We start from the raw sequence: 15,656 nt of genomic DNA on the forward strand, positions 1-15,656 counted from the left end.
AGGTCACGCACGCAGACGCACGCCCAGCCGTTGGCCGAGCGCTGCCACGACCTCGGCCTTGACCGATTCGATGCGCTCGTCGGTCAGGGTGGTCGAGTCGTCGAGGATCTCCAAGCGCAGGGCCAGACTCCGTTCACCCGCAGCCATGTCGGTCGACGCACCGGCCGCCGGCTTGTAGACATCGAACAGCTTCACCGAGCGCACGAGTTGCTCGTTGGCGCCCTTGGCGGTTTCGATCAGGGCGTCGTGGCTGACCTGCTCACCTGCAATCACGGCGATGTCGCGCCAAGCCGATTGCTGCCGCGGGATCGGCTGGAAAGCCGGCACCGGCCGCTCGGTCAGCGCCGCCAGATCCAGCTCAAAGAGCACCGGCGTTCCCGGCAACTCATACGACTGGCGCCACTGAGGGTGCAACTCGCCGACAAAGCCGATCACCCGGCCGTCGATCTCGACACGTGCAGAGCGCCCTGGGTGCAAGGCGGGGTGTGAAGCGGGCACGAAGCGCGCCACGCGCGGCGAGAGCAAGGCCTCGACATCGCCCTTCACATCATAGAAGTCGACCGGGCGCGCCTTCGTGCCCCATTGCAGCTCATCCACCGAGTCACAGGCCAGCCCGGCGACACGCATCGGCTGATCGATGCCCGCCACCGCGCCGGCACCGTCGACGACGGCCGCGTCCCGCTTGAAGACACGCCCGACTTCGGCGATGCGCACGCGCGTGGCTTTCCGGGTCAGGTTGAAGCGAAGCACCGAGACAAGGCTGCCGATCAGGCTCGAGCGCATCACCGAGAGCGGACTGGCGATCGGGTTCAGCACGCGGATCGGGTTCTCGTTGCCGGCGAGTTCTTTTTCCCAACGCTCTTCGACGAAGCTGAAGTTGATCGTCTCCTGATAGTCGAGCGCCGCCAGTGCGTGGCGGATCTCATGCACACCGCGGCGCGACTCGCTGCGCACATGCGCACGGATCGGCGCGACCGGCGGGGTGTCGGGCAGGTTCTGGTAGCCCAGCACGCGCACCACTTCCTCGATCAGGTCTTCCTCGATCTGCAGGTCGAAGCGCCAGCTCGGCGGCGTGACGGTCAACACACCGGGCGCTTCGCTCACTTCAAGACCGAGGCGTCGCAGCACTTCGCCGCACTGGGCTTGCGTGACTGGCATGCCGATCACCTTGGCTGCGCGATCGACGCGCAGCGACACGGGCTTGCGCGCCGGCAGCTTCGTCGCCTGGTCGTCCATGGCGGCCGGCTCGCCGCCGCAGATGTCAAGGATCAGCTGCGTGATGTGATCGATGTGCTCGACTGTCTGCGCGGGGTCCACGCCGCGCTCGAAACGATGGCCGGCATCGGTGCTGAAGTTGTAGCGGCGGGAACGGCCAGCGACGGCCTCGGGCCACCAGAACGCGGCTTCGACGTAGACGTTGCGCGTGTCGTCGGACACCGCGGTTGCGTCACCGCCCATGATGCCGGCGAGCGACTCCACGGCCTGATCGTCTGCAATCACACCGACCCGCTCGTCGACTTCGATCGTGTTGCCGTTGAGCAGCTTGAGCTGCTCGCCCTTGCGGCCCCAGCGCACGACGAGGCCGCCGTGAATCTTGTCGAGGTCGAAGATGTGCGACGGCCGGCCGTACTCGAACATCACGTAATTCGAGATGTCGACGAGCGCGGTGACCGAACGCTGGCCACAACGCGCGAGACGGTCGACCATCCACGCGGGTGTGTTCGCCTTTGTGTTGACGTTGCGGATGATGCGGCCCGAGAAACGGCCACACAGGTCGGGGGCTTCGATGCGCACCGGCAGCTTGTCGGCGTGCACGATCTTCGCCGGCGTGAAGCTCTGCTTCAACAGCGGCGAGCCGGTCAGCGCCGCAACTTCACGCGCGATGCCGTAGACGCTCAGGCAGTGCCCGAGGTTGGGCGTGAGCTTCAACGTGAAGAGCGTGTCGTCGAGCTTCAGGTGCTCGCGGATCGACATCCCCACCGGCGCGTCGTCGGCAAGGATTAGCAGACCGCCGTGGTCTTCCGACAGCTTGAGCTCGCGCGCCGAGCACAGCATGCCCTGGCTCTCGACACCGCGCAGCTTGCCAAGCTTGATCTCGAAGGGCGCACCGCCCTCTTCCGCCGGCGGCAGCCGGGCACCGACCAGCGCGCACGGCACCTTGATGCCGGGGCGCACGTTGGGAGCGCCGCAGACGATGTTGAGCGTCGGGCCGCTGCCGGTGCGCACCTGGCAGACGTTGAGCCGATCGGCGTTCGGATGACGCGCGACCTCGAGCACCTCGGCGACGACCACGTCGGAGAACGGTGGCGCGACGGGGCGCAGCTCTTCGACCTCCATGCCGGACATCGTCAGCAGGTCGGCCAGCTGTTCGGTGGTGAGGGGCGGGTTGCAGAACTCCCGCAGCCAGGACTCTGGAAATTGCATCTCGTCTTTTCTGCTTCTGATTTATTTGAACTGCGACAGGAAGCGCAAGTCACCCTCGAAGAACATGCGCAGGTCGCTCACGCCATATCGCAGCATCGCCAGGCGGTCGATGCCCGAGCCGAAGGCGAAGCCGATGTAGCGCTCGGGATCGAGGCCCATGTTGCGCACGACCTGCGGGTGCACCTGGCCAGAACCGGACACTTCAAGCCACCGGCCCTTCAGCGGCCCTCGCTCGAACATGATGTCGATCTCGGCGCTGGGCTCGGTGAACGGGAAATAGCTGGGGCGGAAGCGCAGCTTGAGTTCGGTGGTTTCGAAGAAGGCCTGGATGAAGTCCAGGTACATCGACTTCAGGTCCTTGAAGCTCACGTTCTCGCCGATCCAGAGGCCTTCGACCTGGTGGAACATCGGCGAGTGCGTCGCATCGCTGTCGACGCGGTAGGTGCGGCCTGGCGCGATGACCCGGATGTCGGGCATCTTCGCCTGACCTTCGTACTTTTTTGCATGCGCCCGCGCGTAACGCACCTGCATCGGCGAGGTGTGCGGACGCAGGTTGAGCCAGCGGCCTTCGGCGTCTTTCATGTCGACGTAGAAGGTGTCCTGCATCGAACGGGCCGGATGGTTCTCGGGATTGTTCAGTGCGGTAAAGCTGTACCAGTCGGTCTCGATCTCGGGGCCGTCGGCCACATCGAAACCCATCGAGCCGAAGATCGCTTCGATGCGCTCCATCGTGCGAGTGATCGGGTGCAGGCTGCCGATGCCGCGCTTGCGGCCGGGCAGCGTGACGTCGAGCGCTTCTGCCTTCAGCTGCGCCTGAAGCTCGGCATCGGCCAACGCCTGGCGGCGCGCATTGAGTGCGGCTTCGACGCGTTGTTTGGCCGCATTGATGTCGGCACCGCGGGTCTTCTTTTCTTCGGGCGATAGCGCGGCCAAGCCCTTGAGCAACTCGGTGACACGCCCGGACTTGCCGAGGTAGCGTGCCTTGGCGTTCTCCAGATCTGCAGGTGCGGTGGCCTCGTGGAAATCGGCCTGCGCAGCTTGCACCAGTTGATCGAGATCGTTCATCGGTTCAGTTGGACGGAAAGCGAATTCAGAACAAACAAAAAAGGCCGCACACGAGGTCGGCCTTTGAAAGCTTGCGTGCGCCGGGCAAACAAACACCCGGCGTGATCACGACATCAAGCGAGCTGGGCCTTCACCTTCTCGACGATGCTGCCAAAAGCGGCAGGATCATTCACGGCCATGTCGGCAAGAACCTTGCGGTCGATGTCGATGTTGGCCTTCTTCAGGCCGGCCATGAACTTGCTGTAGGTGACACCCAGTCCACGGCTCGCCGCGTTGATACGGGCGATCCAGAGCTGGCGGAACACACGCTTCTTGGTGCGGCGATCGCGATAGGCATATTGCCCAGCGCGCATGACCGCTTCCTTGGCGATGCGGAATACGTTCTTGCGGCGGCCGCGGAAACCCTTGGCGAGTGCGAGAACTTTCTTGTGACGAGCACGTGCGGTTACACCACGTTTGACGCGAGGCATGTCGTTTCCTTTCTAGAAATCAGAGACCGGCGAACGGCAGCATCTGCGCCATCCCCGCCATGTTGGTCTCGTGGACGCCGACAGCACCACGGAGCTGGCGCTTGTTCTTCGTCGACTTCTTGGTCAGGATGTGGCGCTTGAACGCTTGACCGCGCTTGACGGTGCCACCCGGACGAACGCGAAAACGCTTTTTCGCACTGCTCTTGGTCTTCATTTTGGGCATGACTGCTCCTTCTAAATTGCTCCTGCAGGCGCCCGCGAAATCTCTCGCGGTCTTGTAAGCCTGCAGAGGCTTCTTGCATCACCCCGGTGACCAAACCAGGGCAGTGAACTCTTCAACGACCCTCGACTACCGCTTCTTCGGCCCCAGGACCATGATCATCTGGCGGCCTTCGAGCTTGGGCATGTTCTCGACCACCGAACAATCTGCCAGGTCGTCGCGGATGCGCTCCAGAAGCCGCATGCCGATGTCCTGGTGGGTGATCTCGCGGCCGCGGTAGCGCAGCGTGACCTTGCCTTTGTCGCCGTCTTCCTCGATGAAGCGGCGCAGGTTGCGCAGCTTGATCTGGTAGTCGCCTTCATCGGTGCCCGGGCGGAACTTGACTTCCTTGATCTCGATGACCTTCTGCTTGGCCTTTGCCTCCGCCGCGCGCTTCTGCTCCTGGTACTTGAACTTGCCGTAGTCCATCAAGCGGCACACAGGCGGGTCGGCCTGGGCGGCGATCTCGACAAGGTCAACATCCAGTTCACCCGCCATCCGCAAAGCTTCTTGCAGGGGGACGATGCCCAAGGGCTCGTTGTCCACCCCGTTGAGCCGGACTTCCGGCGCCATGATTTCGCGGTTCAGGCGGTGCTTGCGTTCCACGTTGGGAGCGCGGCGGTCAGCAAAAGTAGCGATAGTTCAAATCCTTCAGCGAACCCCAAGGCGACAGGGCCCAAAAATAATCAAAGCGTGCTGGGCAACCGGACCTCTCGTCAAACGCGATTGGCAATGTCACCCGCGATCTTCAAAGCGAAGTCGGCGAGGGGCATCACACCGAGGTCTTGGTTACCGCGAGCGCGCACGGCAACGGCCCCGTTCGCCTTCTCCTTGTCGCCAACGACGAGGAGGAACGGGACCTTTTGCAGGGAATGCTCGCGGATTTTACGGGTAATTTTCTCGTTGCGCAAATCGCTCTCGACTCTAAGCCCTTGTTTTTGAAGCGTTTTCGTCACGTCCCGCGCGTAATCCGCCTGATCGTCGGTGATGCTCATGACCACGGCCTGCACCGGGGAAAGCCAAACCGGCAGCGCGCCTGCATGCTGCTCGATGAGGATGCCGATGAAGCGTTCCAGGCTGCCAACGATGGCTCGATGCAACATGAGGGGCCGGTGGCGAGCACCGTCCTCGCCGACAAAATCGGCATCAAGACGCTCCGGCATATTCGGATCGACCTGGATCGTGCCGCACTGCCAAGGGCGGCCCAGCGCGTCTTTCAGCGTGTACTCGATCTTCGGACCGTAGAACGCGCCCTCGCCTGGCAGGTATTCGAATTCGCACCCCGAGGCGCGCAGGCCATCTGCCAGCGCAGCTTCGGCCTTGTCCCAGCTTTCTTCGGTACCGATGCGGTTCTCGGGGCGCGTCGAAAGCTTGTAGATGATGTCGGTGAAACCGAAGTCCTTGTAGACCTTCTGCAGCAGCGCCGTGAAGGCCGTGACTTCGGCCTGGATGTGCTCTTCCGTGCAGAAGATGTGGCCGTCGTCCTGCGTGAAGCCCCGCACGCGCATGATGCCGTGCAGCCCGCCCGTAGGCTCGTTGCGATGGCACTGCCCGAATTCGCCATAGCGCAGCGGCAAGTCGCGATAGCTCTTGATGCCCTGCTTGAAGATCAGGATGTGGCCAGGGCAGTTCATCGGTTTCAGCGCGTAGTCGCGCTTCTCCGACTCGGTGGTGAACATGTTCTCGCGGTACTTGCCCCAATGGCCCGTCTTCTCCCACAGACCCTGATCCAGGATCTGCGGGCCTTTCACTTCCTGGTAGCCGTTGTCGCGGTAGACCGCGCGCATGTACTGCTCGACCTGCTGCCAGATCACCCAGCCCTTCGGGTGCCAGAAGACCGTGCCGGGCGAATGTTCGTCGATGTGAAAGAGATCGAGCTCGCGCCCGAGCCGGCGGTGATCGCGCTTTTCGGCCTCTTCGAGCATCGTGAGGTATTGCTGAAGCTCGTCCTTCGTGGCCCATGCGGTGCCGTAGACCCGCTGCAGCATCTCGTTGCGGTGGTCGCCACGCCAATAGGCACCGGCCACCTTCATCAGCTTGAAGTGTTTGAGCTTGCCTGTGCTGGGCACGTGAGGGCCGCGGCACAGGTCTTCGAACTTGCCTTCGCGGTACAGCGAGACGTCTTCGTTCGCCGGGATGCTCGCGATGATCTCGGCCTTGTAGTGCTCGCCCAGGCTCTTGAAATACGCCACCGCCTCGTCGCGCGGCAGCACGCGGCGCTCGACTTTCTCGTCCTTCTTGGCGAGTTCCGACATCTTTGCTTCGATGGCAGCCAGGTCTTCGGGCGTGAAGGGACGCTTGTACGAGAAGTCGTAATAGAAGCCGTTCTCGATGACCGGGCCGATCGTGACCTGGGCCTCCGGGAACAGCTCCTTCACCGCATACGCCAGCAGGTGCGCCGTCGAATGGCGAATGACGTCCAGGCCGTCAGCATCCTTGTCGGTCAGGATGGCCAGCGACGTGTCGGCTTCGATGCGGTAGCTGGTGTCGACGACCTTGGCGTCGCTGCCCTGCCCCACGCGGCCAGCCAACGCAGCCTTGGCCAAGCCGGTGCCGATCGAAGCAGCCACCTCGGCCACCGTCACGGGGCCGTCGAACTGACGCTTGGATCCATCGGGCAATTGAACGGAAATCATGATGAGCGAACTCCAGAAAGCAAAAAGCGCGGTGGTGAACCGCGCTTTCTGATGATGACGAGAAGAGACGTGACGAAGCCGCGGCCGACTAAACCTTTACCTGCCGGGTCGTAGTTCGCGGTGTCATAACCATGGTGCCCTTCTCGCTCTTGTAGATTGCCAGTGGAACTGGAAGGCGCCGATTCTAGTTCAGCCCCGTGCCGTGTACTCGGAAAAGATGCCCAATTCCACATACCGCCCCGACTCCAGCAGCCCGGCTTCGGTCAAGGACGCGATGACCTGGGCCGGGGGAATGCAACCGGCGATCGTGTCCCAGTAGTAGCGCCACAGCATGGGCGTCGTGGACGACTTGGACACGAAGCGCGCCAGCAGCGGCACCACGCCCCGCATGTAGGCCTTCAGCAAGGCCGTGGCGATGCGCCCTTGCGGCATGGTGATCTCCAGGATCAGCAGGCGGCCGCCCGGCTTGAGCACGCGGCGGAACTCGGCGCAGGCCTTCGAGAAGTCGCTGATGTGGCGCAGCGCGTAGCCCATGACCAGGAAATCGACCGACGCGTCGGGCACGGGAATCTCTTCGGCACGACCGAGCTTGCACACCACGTCGGCCGGCAGCTTCGCCTGCGCCATCATGCCCGGGCTTGGGTCGACGCCGATCAGCTTGGAGGGTTCGCCGGTGATCTTGAGGATCTGCTGCGACACGATCCCGGTGCCCATGCCCACGTCCACCACCGTCATGCCGGGCTTGAGGCCTGCACGCTTGAGTGCGCGGCCGCGGTAGCTGGCACCCGTGCCCAGGCCCAGGATGGCTTCGAGCCGGTTGTAGTCGACCGCGGTGTCGTCGAAGGTCTTGCGCAGGAAACTCTCGCGGGCCTGCAGATCGTTGGACGGGTAGTAGTCCGGCAGCGGCTGGTGCGGGAGTTGGACAGCTTGGGCGCTCGGGCGGCCCTGCGGGTTGGTCATGGTGCGGCTCCTCCTGTGGTGGGCGACGGTCGTGGGTCGGTGATCAAAGTGGCAACGCGGCGATGGGCTGGCGCCGTTCGACGAGCGCTTGGAACTCGTCTCGCAGGCGTTCGCTTTCTGCCACTGCCTGCCTCCAGGACCTCACCCGGGCAGGCACATCGTGGGTATAGCGTTTGAAATCGTTGCGGTCCGGAAGCTTGCCATTGGGAAGCGTTGCAATCCATTCGGGATTAGGCGATAGGACCACGACATTATCCAGGTGCGCGCTCGAGCGGTGGCGGTGCTTCAGCGCCTTGTCAAGCCAACCGGGAATAATCGTCTTCTGGAAGTGCGGATAGAGCACCAAGCCCTCGCGCAACGAGGCGTAGTTCAGGTGCAGGTGGTAGTCGGTGATGCCACCATCCCAATAGGCACCGCGCGGCCCGCCGGGGATGTCGTGCACCGCATCGAGCCAGAACGGGATCGAGCAGCTTGCGAGAATGCTCCGCTGCAGGTTCTGCGCATCGAGCGAGACGATGCGGGTGCTGTAGTCGTGGGTGTGAAGCGGAAAGGTGTCACGCGCATCGGAGAAGATCACCCGCTCGAGCCACGCCCCCATGGCCTTGCGGCTCACGACGTTGGTCGCGAAAGCGCCCAGGTACCCCAGAGGCGTCGTGACGCGCGACAGGCTACGACCTTCGCGCCTGAGCACGTGCCTGCCTCGGCTGGTGAACACATGCAGGCGGAACCTGGGGTGCGCGAGCACACGCGCTTCCTGTCCCGCGAAGTGCTCCAGCAGCTTTGCGCCAAACACCTCGCTCACATGCGTGGGCGTCGGCGCCTTGCCGGCCTTGTGCTCGTATTCCTGCGTGATGTAGTCATCGGCCATACGGGCGAAGGCCTGCCGCGGGTTGTCCAGGCAGGCCGTCGCCATGCGCCAGGCGCCGATCGACGCACCGATCAAATGGACGGGTTGCCCCTCGTCGCGCAGCAGCCAGTCCCCGAAGATGAACTGGTCGAGAGGGCCGAGCACCAGGCCCTTCGGCCCTCCCGCCGCACCGGGAATGGCCCGCACGTCCGATGCCGCAAGCCCGTGCTCTCGCAAGTGCTTCAGCGCACGCGGACCGGCGTGGACCTGCAGGGCTTGCATCACCTCAGGCCGGTCAGCGCTTGGTCTGCAGCTTGGCAAACGCCGCGGCCATCGCCGACGGCACCTGGGCCTGTGCGGGGGCACGCTGGCCACCCATGCGTTCGCCACGCGCGGCCGGGCGATAGCTGTTGTCGCCCCGTTCCCCACGCGGCGCAGGCGCGGCATCGAGCTTCATCGTGAGAGAGATGCGCTTGCGGGCCAGGTCGACCTCGAGCACCTTCACCTTGACGATGTCGCCCGCCTTCACCACTTCGCGCGCATCGTTGACGAACTTGTTCGACAGCTGGCTGACATGCACCAGGCCGTCCTGGTGCACCCCCAGGTCTACAAAGGCGCCGAACTGGGCGACGTTGCTAACCGTGCCTTCGAGCGTCATGCCCGGCTGCAAGTCCTTGATGTCTTCCACGCCGTCGTTGAAGCGCGCAACCTTGAAGTCGGGGCGCGGGTCGCGGCCCGGCTTCTCCAGCTCGGCGAGGATGTCCTTCACCGTGATGGCGCCGAACTTGTCGTCGGCAAATGCCTCGGGCTTCAGCGCGCGGATCACGTCGCTGCGGCCAATTACCTCGGCCAGCGGCTTGCTGACCTTGCTGAGGATCTTTTCGACCACCGGGTAGGTCTCGGGGTGCACGCCCGACTGGTCCAGCGGGTTGTCGCCGCCGCTGATGCGCAGGAAGCCGGCGCTCTGTTCGAAGGTCTTGGCGCCCAGGCCGCTCACATCGAGCAGCTGCTGGCGGTTCTTGAAGGCGCCGTTGGCATCGCGCCAGCGCACGATGCTGTTGGCGACCGCGGTGCTCAGGCCCGACACGCGTGCCAGCAGCGGGGCCGAAGCGGTGTTCAAGTCGACGCCGACCGAATTCACGCAATCTTCGACGACCGCATCGAGGCTCTTGGCCAGCTCGCCCTGGTTTACGTCGTGCTGGTACTGGCCGACGCCGATGCTCTTCGGCTCGATCTTCACCAGCTCGGCCAGCGGGTCTTGAAGGCGCCGCGCGATGCTCACCGCACCCCGCAAGCTGACATCGAGGTCGGGCAGTTCCTTGCTCGCGAACTCGCTCGCCGAATACACCGACGCACCGGCCTCGCTCACCACCACTTTCTCGATGTGCGTCCCGGGCGCGAGCTGCTGGATGCGCTTGATGAGATCGGATGCCAGCTTGTCGGTCTCCCGGCTGGCGGTGCCGTTGCCGATGGCGATCAGGTTCACGCCGTGCGTGGCACACAGGCGGCCGAGCGTGTGGATCGAGCCTTCCCAATCCTTGCGCGGCTCGTGCGGGTAGACGGTGTTGGTGTCGAGCACCTTGCCGGTGGCATCGACCACCGCCACCTTCACACCGGTGCGGATGCCGGGGTCCAGCCCCATCACCACGCGCGGGCCGGCGGGCGCGGCGAGCAGCAGGTCGCGCAGGTTCTCGGCGAACACCTTGATCGCCACCTTCTCGGCCTCTTCGCGCAGGCGGCTGAAGAGGTCGCGCTCCAGGCTCAGGCTCAGCTTGACCTTCCAGGTCCAGGCGATGGTCTTGCGGATCAGGTCGTCGGCCGGCCGCTTGGCGTGGCTCCAACCCAGGTGGCGCGCGATCCGGCCTTCGGCCAGCGTGGGCTGACCGGGCACCACTTCTTCATCGACCACCAGCTTGGCATCGAGAATTTCTTGCGTGCGACCCCGGAACACCGCCAACGCCCGGTGCGACGGCACACGGCCGATCGGCTCGTCGTAGTCGAAGTAGTCGCGGAACTTGGCCACGTCGGCGTTGTTCTCGTCCTTGCCGTCCATCAGCTTGGACTTGAGCAGGCCCTCTTCCCACAACCACTCGCGCAGCTTGCCGACCAGCGTCGCGTCTTCGGCCCAGTGCTCGCTCAGCAGATCGCGCACGCCGTCGAGCACGGCGAAGGCATCCGCAAAGCCGGCCTCTGCGTTGATGAAGCCGATAGCTTCTGCCGCGGGGTCGAGTGTCGGGTCGGCGAAGAGCTTGTCGGCCAGCGGCTCCAGGCCGGCCTCGCGGGCGATCATCCCCTTGGTGCGGCGCTTGGGCTTGTAGGGCAGGTAGAGGTCTTCCAGCTCCTGCTTGGTCGGCACCGCCTCGATGGCGGCGCGAAGCTCGGGCGTCAGCTTGCCCTGTTCCTCGATGCTCTTGAGCACCGCGCCGCGGCGCTCTTCCAGCTCGCGAAGGTAGCCCAGACGGGCTTCCAGCTCGCGCAGTTGTGTGTCATCGAGGCCGTCGGTAGCCTCCTTGCGGTAGCGGGCGATGAAGGGAACGGTGGCGCCTCCATCGAGCAGCTCCACCGCGGCGTTCACTTGGGCTGCGCGAACCTTCAGTTCGCCAGCCAACTGCAGAAGAATCTTGTCCAAGTACAGCTGTCCGCAGAGGGACGAAAAACGAAAGCGGCGAAGTGTGCCACACGGTCATTTCGCCTCGGGCGCTGCCCCTGCACCCGGTTCGGGAACGGTGCCACGCTGCTCCGGCGGCAGTTCGGCGCGCAGCGCGTCGATCTGCTCCTTTTTCTGCGCCAGGCTCAGGTTCGGGTTCTGGTCGATCACCGCGGCCATCATCACGGCGCGGGCGTTGCGGATGTCCGCCCCGAAGAGCGCGGTGGCCGTCGCTTCGTCGAAATGCCGCCGCTGGATGCGGCCCACCTGGGCAAAGTACTCGTCGACGCTCTGCTGCGTCTCGGGAATGCCGAGCTGCGCACCTTCTGCGCGCAGGTCCGTCTGGTAGCTCCGATAGCCTTGCAGCAGCTTCAGCGCCCTATCCGCCTCTTCCTTCGGCAGGCCCTGGCGCAGCGTGTACTCCAGCTTCTCGAGTTCCTTCTGGGACGGGGGGTCCGACAGCTGCGTCATCAGCGTGTCCAGCGTTGCCCGGGTCTCGCCGTCGACGTTGAGTCCGCCACCAAACCCAAGCTGGAAGAGGCGGGACACGTCCATGCGGGCACCAAGGACATCGACTTCCACGAGGCCGTTGTCGCCCATCACCGCGCCGCCAGAGGCTCCACTCGCAGCACTTGATATTTGTTTCTGGGCGGAATCGCTTCGCTGCGCGGTCTCAGCAGCTGGGTACAAATCGGCGGGACTGCCGAACCACTGCCAGCCCACAGCGCCTATCACCGCCACCGCCCCGGCCAAAGCCCAGAAGGCGGGTCGTTTCCACACGGGCGAATCGTTGATGTGCACGGACATACAAAAAACTTTCTGAATCAGAACTATCGGGCCGCCACGAGAGGCTACTTGCCGCGCAAGCCTCACATACCGGGCCTGAATTCAGGATCAGGGAAATCGATGAAACGTTTAAACGCACTGTCGTGCAGCATTCGCAATGCCGATTTAGAACAGCCGTACATAAATAGCTCGTCCCATCGGCGTTAGCCCCAACACAGGAGACATCATGCAACTCGCATTGAACCCCACACTGCGCCATGTCGCGCGCTTCGCCAAGGCTTCGGTCCTGGCAGCCACTGTCCTGCTGGCAGGCGTTGCCAATGCCCAGTACCAGAAGGGCCCGGACCCGACGACGTCCGCGCTGGAATCCAGCCGTGGCCCGTTCGCCATCCGCTCAACCACCATCTCGCGCACCAGCGCCAGCGGCTTCGGCGGCGGCACGGTGTACTACCCCACCACCTCGGGCTCCTATGGCGCCATCGCCGTGTCGCCCGGCTTCACCGCCTACCAATCGTCGATCAGCTGGATCGGCGAGCGCCTGGCCTCGCACGGTTTCGTGGTCATCACCATCGACACCATCACCACGTCTGACCAGCCCGACAGCCGCGGCCGCCAACTCAAGGCCGCGCTCGACCGCGTGGTGAGCATGAGCCGCTCCAGCACCAACGTGCTCTACAACAAGGTGGATGCATCTCGCCTCGGCGTGGCGGGCCACTCGATGGGCGGCGGCGGCACGCTGGCCGCGGCCCGCGACAACCCGTCGTACAAGGCGGCCGTGCCTCTGGCGCCGTGGCACACCACCAAGAGCTGGCGCACGGTGACCGTGCCCACGCTGATCATCGGTGGCGAGACCGACACCATCGCCAGCGTGTCGTCGCATTCGATCCCGTTCTACACGAGCCTGCCCTCGACGACCCGCAAGGCCTACGCGGAGCTGAACGGCGAAGGCCACTTCTTCCCACAGCTGTCTTCCAACTACCCGCTGGTCGGCCGCTACATGATCTCGTGGTTCAAGCGCTTCATCGACAACGACACGCGCTACAGCCCGTTCCTCTGCGGCGCTCAGCACCAGGCGGACCTGGGCTTCTTCGGCCCGTTCTCCGACTACCGCGAGAACTGCCCGTACTGATCTGAAGGCCGCCACCGGCCGTCAGCCAGACGCGCCGCGGCACCTGCCCCCCAGGGCGCCAGCCTCGGCTGCGCGCCCTGGTTGCTTTTTTGACGGGAAGTAGCACCGCCATACAAATCGCGACGCGGTCTTTCAGGGAAACCGATGAAACGTTTAATAGCACACTAGTGCACTATTCGACTGTCGATATCGAACGGCCGTCTACAAGGGCCCTGCATCGGCACACGCCCAAAACCAAGGAGACAACATGCAACTTGCTTCCCAATCGACGCGCCACCTCGCGCGTTTCACCCAGGCTTCCGTCATTGCAGCCGCCGTCCTGTTCACCGGCGTCGCGAGCGCCCAGTACCAGAAGGGCCCGGATCCCACGGTGGCTGGCCTCGAGCGTGACGGGAGCTTCGCCGTCCGCACCACCACCGTCTCTCGTCTCAGCGCGAGCGGCTTCGGCGGCGGCACCATCTACTACCCGACCGCCACCGGCAGCTACGGCGTGATTGCCGTGTCGCCCGGCTTCACTGCCTACCAGTCCTCCATCAGCTGGATCGGCAGCCGCCTCGCCTCGCACGGCTTCGTCGTCATCACGATCGACACGAACTCCACGTCCGACCAGCCCGACAGCCGCGCACGCCAGCTCAAGGCCGCGCTCGACAAGGTGGTCAGCAACGCCAGCAGCCGCACCAACGTGCTGTATGGCAAGGTCGACTCGTCGCGCATGGCCGTCGCAGGCCATTCGATGGGCGGCGGCGGCAGCCTGGCCGCCGTGCGCGACTACCCGCAGCTGAAGGCGGCCGTGCCGCTCGCCCCGTGGCACTCCACCAAGAACTTCTCCACGGTGCGTGCCCCGACGCTGATCATCGGTGCCGATGGTGACTCGGTCGCGAGCGTCTCCACGCACTCGATCCCGTTCTACAACAGCATTCCGTCGAGCACGCCCAAGGGCTACCTGGAACTGAACAACGAAGACCACTTCTTCCCGCAAGACAGCGGCGAGTACGGCCTGGTCGGCAAGTACATGATCTCGTGGTTCAAGCGCTTCGTCGACAACGACACCCGCTACAGCCCGTTCCTCTGCGGCGCGCCCCATCAGCAGCAAGTCGCCAACACCCTGCGCATTGCCGACGCGCGCAACAACTGCCCGTATTGACCCGGTCAGTTCAACGCGCGCGCGCCGTCGGGAGACGCGCCGCGTGCCAGCCACGACAGGGCGCCGGCTCCAGCCGTGCGCCCCGTGGCGAAGCAGGCCGTCAGCAGATAGCCGCCGGTGGGTGCTTCCCAGTCGAGCATCTCACCGGCGCAAAAGACGCCCGGCCGCCCTTTCAGCATCAGCTCGTCACTCAAGGCCTCGAATCGCACACCGCCCGCAGTACTGATTGCCTCATCCATCGGCCGCGTGGCCCTCACGCGCACCGGCAGCGCCTTGATGGCCTGCGCCAGCCGACCTACATCGGCCATGTCGTCTTTCGACAGCATTTCGTACAGCAAGCCGGCCTTGACGCCGTGCAGGCCGAGCCGGCTCTTCAGGTGTGTCGACAATGAGCGAGGTCCACGGGGATGGGCCAGCTCGTCACGCACCCAGTCGAGGCTGCGGGCCGGCAGCAGGTCGAGGTGCACCACGGCATGGCCGCGAGCTTCGATCTCGTCACGCAGCGCGGCGGACGCGGCATAGACCAGACTCCCCTCGAGCCCCGTCTGCGTGACGACGCACTCCCCCACCTGATCGAACACTGGCCCATCGCTCGGCTGGAATGACAGCCGCACCGACTTCAGGGGCTGGCCGGCGTAGCGCTCCTGCAGATGCGCCGACCACCCCACGTCGAAGCCGCAGTTGGACGGGCGAAGCGGGGCCAATTCGTCCGCGGACAACCAATTCGCCCAGGCCCCGTCGGACCCGAGCCGCGCCCAGCTCGCACCACCCAGCCCCAGCACGACGGCGTCGGCCTCGATCGCCGTCGGGCCTTCAGGTGCATCGAACTGCAGCTTCACGGGATGTCCGGCGCGCACCTCGCGGCAACGATGGCGCATGTGGAAGCGGACACCCGCCGCACGCAGGCGCTGCAGCCAGGCACGCAGCAAGGGCGCGGCCTTCATGTCGGTCGGGAAGACACGGCCCGACGAGCCGACGAAGGTGTCGATGCCCAGGCCCTGCGCCCACGCGCGCATCTGCTCGGGGCCGAATGCACGCAGCCATGCTTCGAGCCGCGCTCTCTGCGGGCCGTATCGGTCGAGGAATCGCTCCAGCGGCTCGCCGTGCGTGAGGTTGAGGCCGCCCTTGCCGGCGAGCAGGAACTTGCGGCCGACAGACGGCATGCCGTCGTAGACGTCGACCTGCGCGCCACCCTGCACGGCCACCTCAGCGGCCATGAGGCCGGCGGGCCCACCGCCCACGATGGCGATGTGCGGCGTTCGAGAAGAAGCATTCATGGAGGCATTGTC

The 15,656-nt window shown here is 64.8% G+C and carries 13 protein-coding genes; 2 read left to right on the forward strand and 11 right to left on the reverse strand.

Annotation, left to right across the window (positions count from 1 at the left end):
• Nucleotides 1–3 precede the first annotated feature (3 nt).
• The 10 genes from pheT to JI745_RS04000 all read right to left on the reverse strand — a co-directional run bounded on the left by pheT (nt 4) and on the right by JI745_RS04000 (nt 12,115).
• A complete protein-coding gene (pheT, locus tag JI745_RS03955; protein WP_201803920.1) occupies nt 4–2,424 on the reverse strand; it encodes a phenylalanine--tRNA ligase subunit beta in 2,421 nt (806 codons plus the stop codon).
• 21 nt (nt 2,425–2,445) lie between these two features.
• The gene (pheS, locus tag JI745_RS03960; protein WP_201803923.1) at nt 2,446–3,489 is read right to left on the reverse strand and encodes a phenylalanine--tRNA ligase subunit alpha; all 1,044 of its coding nucleotides are present in this window, start codon (nt 3,487–3,489) and stop codon (nt 2,446–2,448) included.
• A 113-nt stretch (nt 3,490–3,602) separates the two neighbouring features.
• Nucleotides 3,603–3,959: a 50S ribosomal protein L20 gene (gene rplT / locus JI745_RS03965; RefSeq protein WP_201803925.1), complete on the reverse strand. Its 357-nt coding sequence runs from the start codon at nt 3,957–3,959 to the stop codon at nt 3,603–3,605.
• 19 nt (nt 3,960–3,978) lie between these two features.
• Nucleotides 3,979–4,182, reverse strand: a complete 204-nt coding sequence (gene rpmI, locus JI745_RS03970) for a 50S ribosomal protein L35 (protein WP_201803926.1) — start codon at nt 4,180–4,182, stop codon at nt 3,979–3,981.
• Between the two features lie 126 nt (nt 4,183–4,308).
• Nucleotides 4,309–4,824: a translation initiation factor IF-3 gene (infC, locus tag JI745_RS03975; protein WP_404932797.1), complete on the reverse strand. Its 516-nt coding sequence runs from the start codon at nt 4,822–4,824 to the stop codon at nt 4,309–4,311.
• Between the two features lie 110 nt (nt 4,825–4,934).
• Entirely contained in the window at nt 4,935–6,854 is a 1,920-nt protein-coding gene (gene thrS, locus JI745_RS03980; RefSeq protein WP_201803928.1) for a threonine--tRNA ligase, read from the reverse strand.
• Between the two features lie 189 nt (nt 6,855–7,043).
• On the reverse strand, nt 7,044–7,814 hold the full coding sequence (locus tag JI745_RS03985; RefSeq protein ID WP_201803929.1) for a class I SAM-dependent methyltransferase: 771 nt from the start codon (nt 7,812–7,814) through the stop codon (nt 7,044–7,046).
• A 43-nt stretch (nt 7,815–7,857) separates the two neighbouring features.
• The gene (locus JI745_RS03990) at nt 7,858–8,943 is read right to left on the reverse strand and encodes a patatin-like phospholipase family protein (protein ID WP_201803931.1); all 1,086 of its coding nucleotides are present in this window, start codon (nt 8,941–8,943) and stop codon (nt 7,858–7,860) included.
• Between the two features lie 13 nt (nt 8,944–8,956).
• Nucleotides 8,957–11,290: a Tex family protein gene (locus JI745_RS03995; RefSeq protein ID WP_201803933.1), complete on the reverse strand. Its 2,334-nt coding sequence runs from the start codon at nt 11,288–11,290 to the stop codon at nt 8,957–8,959.
• A gap of 54 nt (nt 11,291–11,344) precedes the next feature.
• Nucleotides 11,345–12,115, reverse strand: a complete 771-nt coding sequence (locus tag JI745_RS04000; protein WP_201803935.1) for a lipase secretion chaperone — start codon at nt 12,113–12,115, stop codon at nt 11,345–11,347.
• 205 nt (nt 12,116–12,320) lie between these two features.
• On the opposite strand from JI745_RS04000, the gene JI745_RS04005 reads away from it, so the two are divergent.
• Both JI745_RS04005 and JI745_RS04010 read left to right on the forward strand, forming a co-directional pair.
• Nucleotides 12,321–13,223, forward strand: coding sequence for a dienelactone hydrolase family protein (locus JI745_RS04005; protein ID WP_201803940.1), 903 nt, complete (start codon nt 12,321–12,323; stop codon nt 13,221–13,223).
• 247 nt (nt 13,224–13,470) lie between these two features.
• Nucleotides 13,471–14,367, forward strand: coding sequence for a serine aminopeptidase domain-containing protein (locus tag JI745_RS04010; RefSeq protein WP_201803942.1), 897 nt, complete (start codon nt 13,471–13,473; stop codon nt 14,365–14,367).
• Nucleotides 14,368–14,372: 5 nt separating this feature from the next.
• Here JI745_RS04010 and JI745_RS04015 read toward each other — a convergent pair whose 3' ends face one another.
• Nucleotides 14,373–15,644, reverse strand: a complete 1,272-nt coding sequence (locus JI745_RS04015; protein WP_201803943.1) for a TIGR03862 family flavoprotein — start codon at nt 15,642–15,644, stop codon at nt 14,373–14,375.
• Between the last annotated feature and the right edge of the window lie 12 nt (nt 15,645–15,656).

The sequence above is a fragment of the Piscinibacter sp. HJYY11 genome (assembly GCF_016735515.1).
Lineage (GTDB): Bacteria > Pseudomonadota > Gammaproteobacteria > Burkholderiales > Burkholderiaceae_C > Rhizobacter.

Coding starts and splice junctions, on each gene's coding strand:
- JI745_RS04000 (WP_201803935.1), bottom strand. CDS start 12,115: ATGTCCGTGCACATCAACGATTCGCCCGTGTGGAAACGACCCGCCTTC.
- pheS (WP_201803923.1), bottom strand. CDS start 3,489: ATGAACGATCTCGATCAACTGGTGCAAGCTGCGCAGGCCGATTTCCAC.
- JI745_RS03985 (WP_201803929.1), bottom strand. CDS start 7,814: ATGACCAACCCGCAGGGCCGCCCGAGCGCCCAAGCTGTCCAACTCCCG.
- JI745_RS03990 (WP_201803931.1), bottom strand. CDS start 8,943: ATGCAAGCCCTGCAGGTCCACGCCGGTCCGCGTGCGCTGAAGCACTTG.
- thrS (WP_201803928.1), bottom strand. CDS start 6,854: ATGATTTCCGTTCAATTGCCCGATGGATCCAAGCGTCAGTTCGACGGC.
- rpmI (WP_201803926.1), bottom strand. CDS start 4,182: ATGCCCAAAATGAAGACCAAGAGCAGTGCGAAAAAGCGTTTTCGCGTT.
- JI745_RS04005 (WP_201803940.1), top strand. CDS start 12,321: ATGCAACTCGCATTGAACCCCACACTGCGCCATGTCGCGCGCTTCGCC.
- rplT (WP_201803925.1), bottom strand. CDS start 3,959: ATGCCTCGCGTCAAACGTGGTGTAACCGCACGTGCTCGTCACAAGAAA.
- JI745_RS04010 (WP_201803942.1), top strand. CDS start 13,471: ATGCAACTTGCTTCCCAATCGACGCGCCACCTCGCGCGTTTCACCCAG.
- pheT (WP_201803920.1), bottom strand. CDS start 2,424: ATGCAATTTCCAGAGTCCTGGCTGCGGGAGTTCTGCAACCCGCCCCTC.
- JI745_RS04015 (WP_201803943.1), bottom strand. CDS start 15,644: ATGAATGCTTCTTCTCGAACGCCGCACATCGCCATCGTGGGCGGTGGG.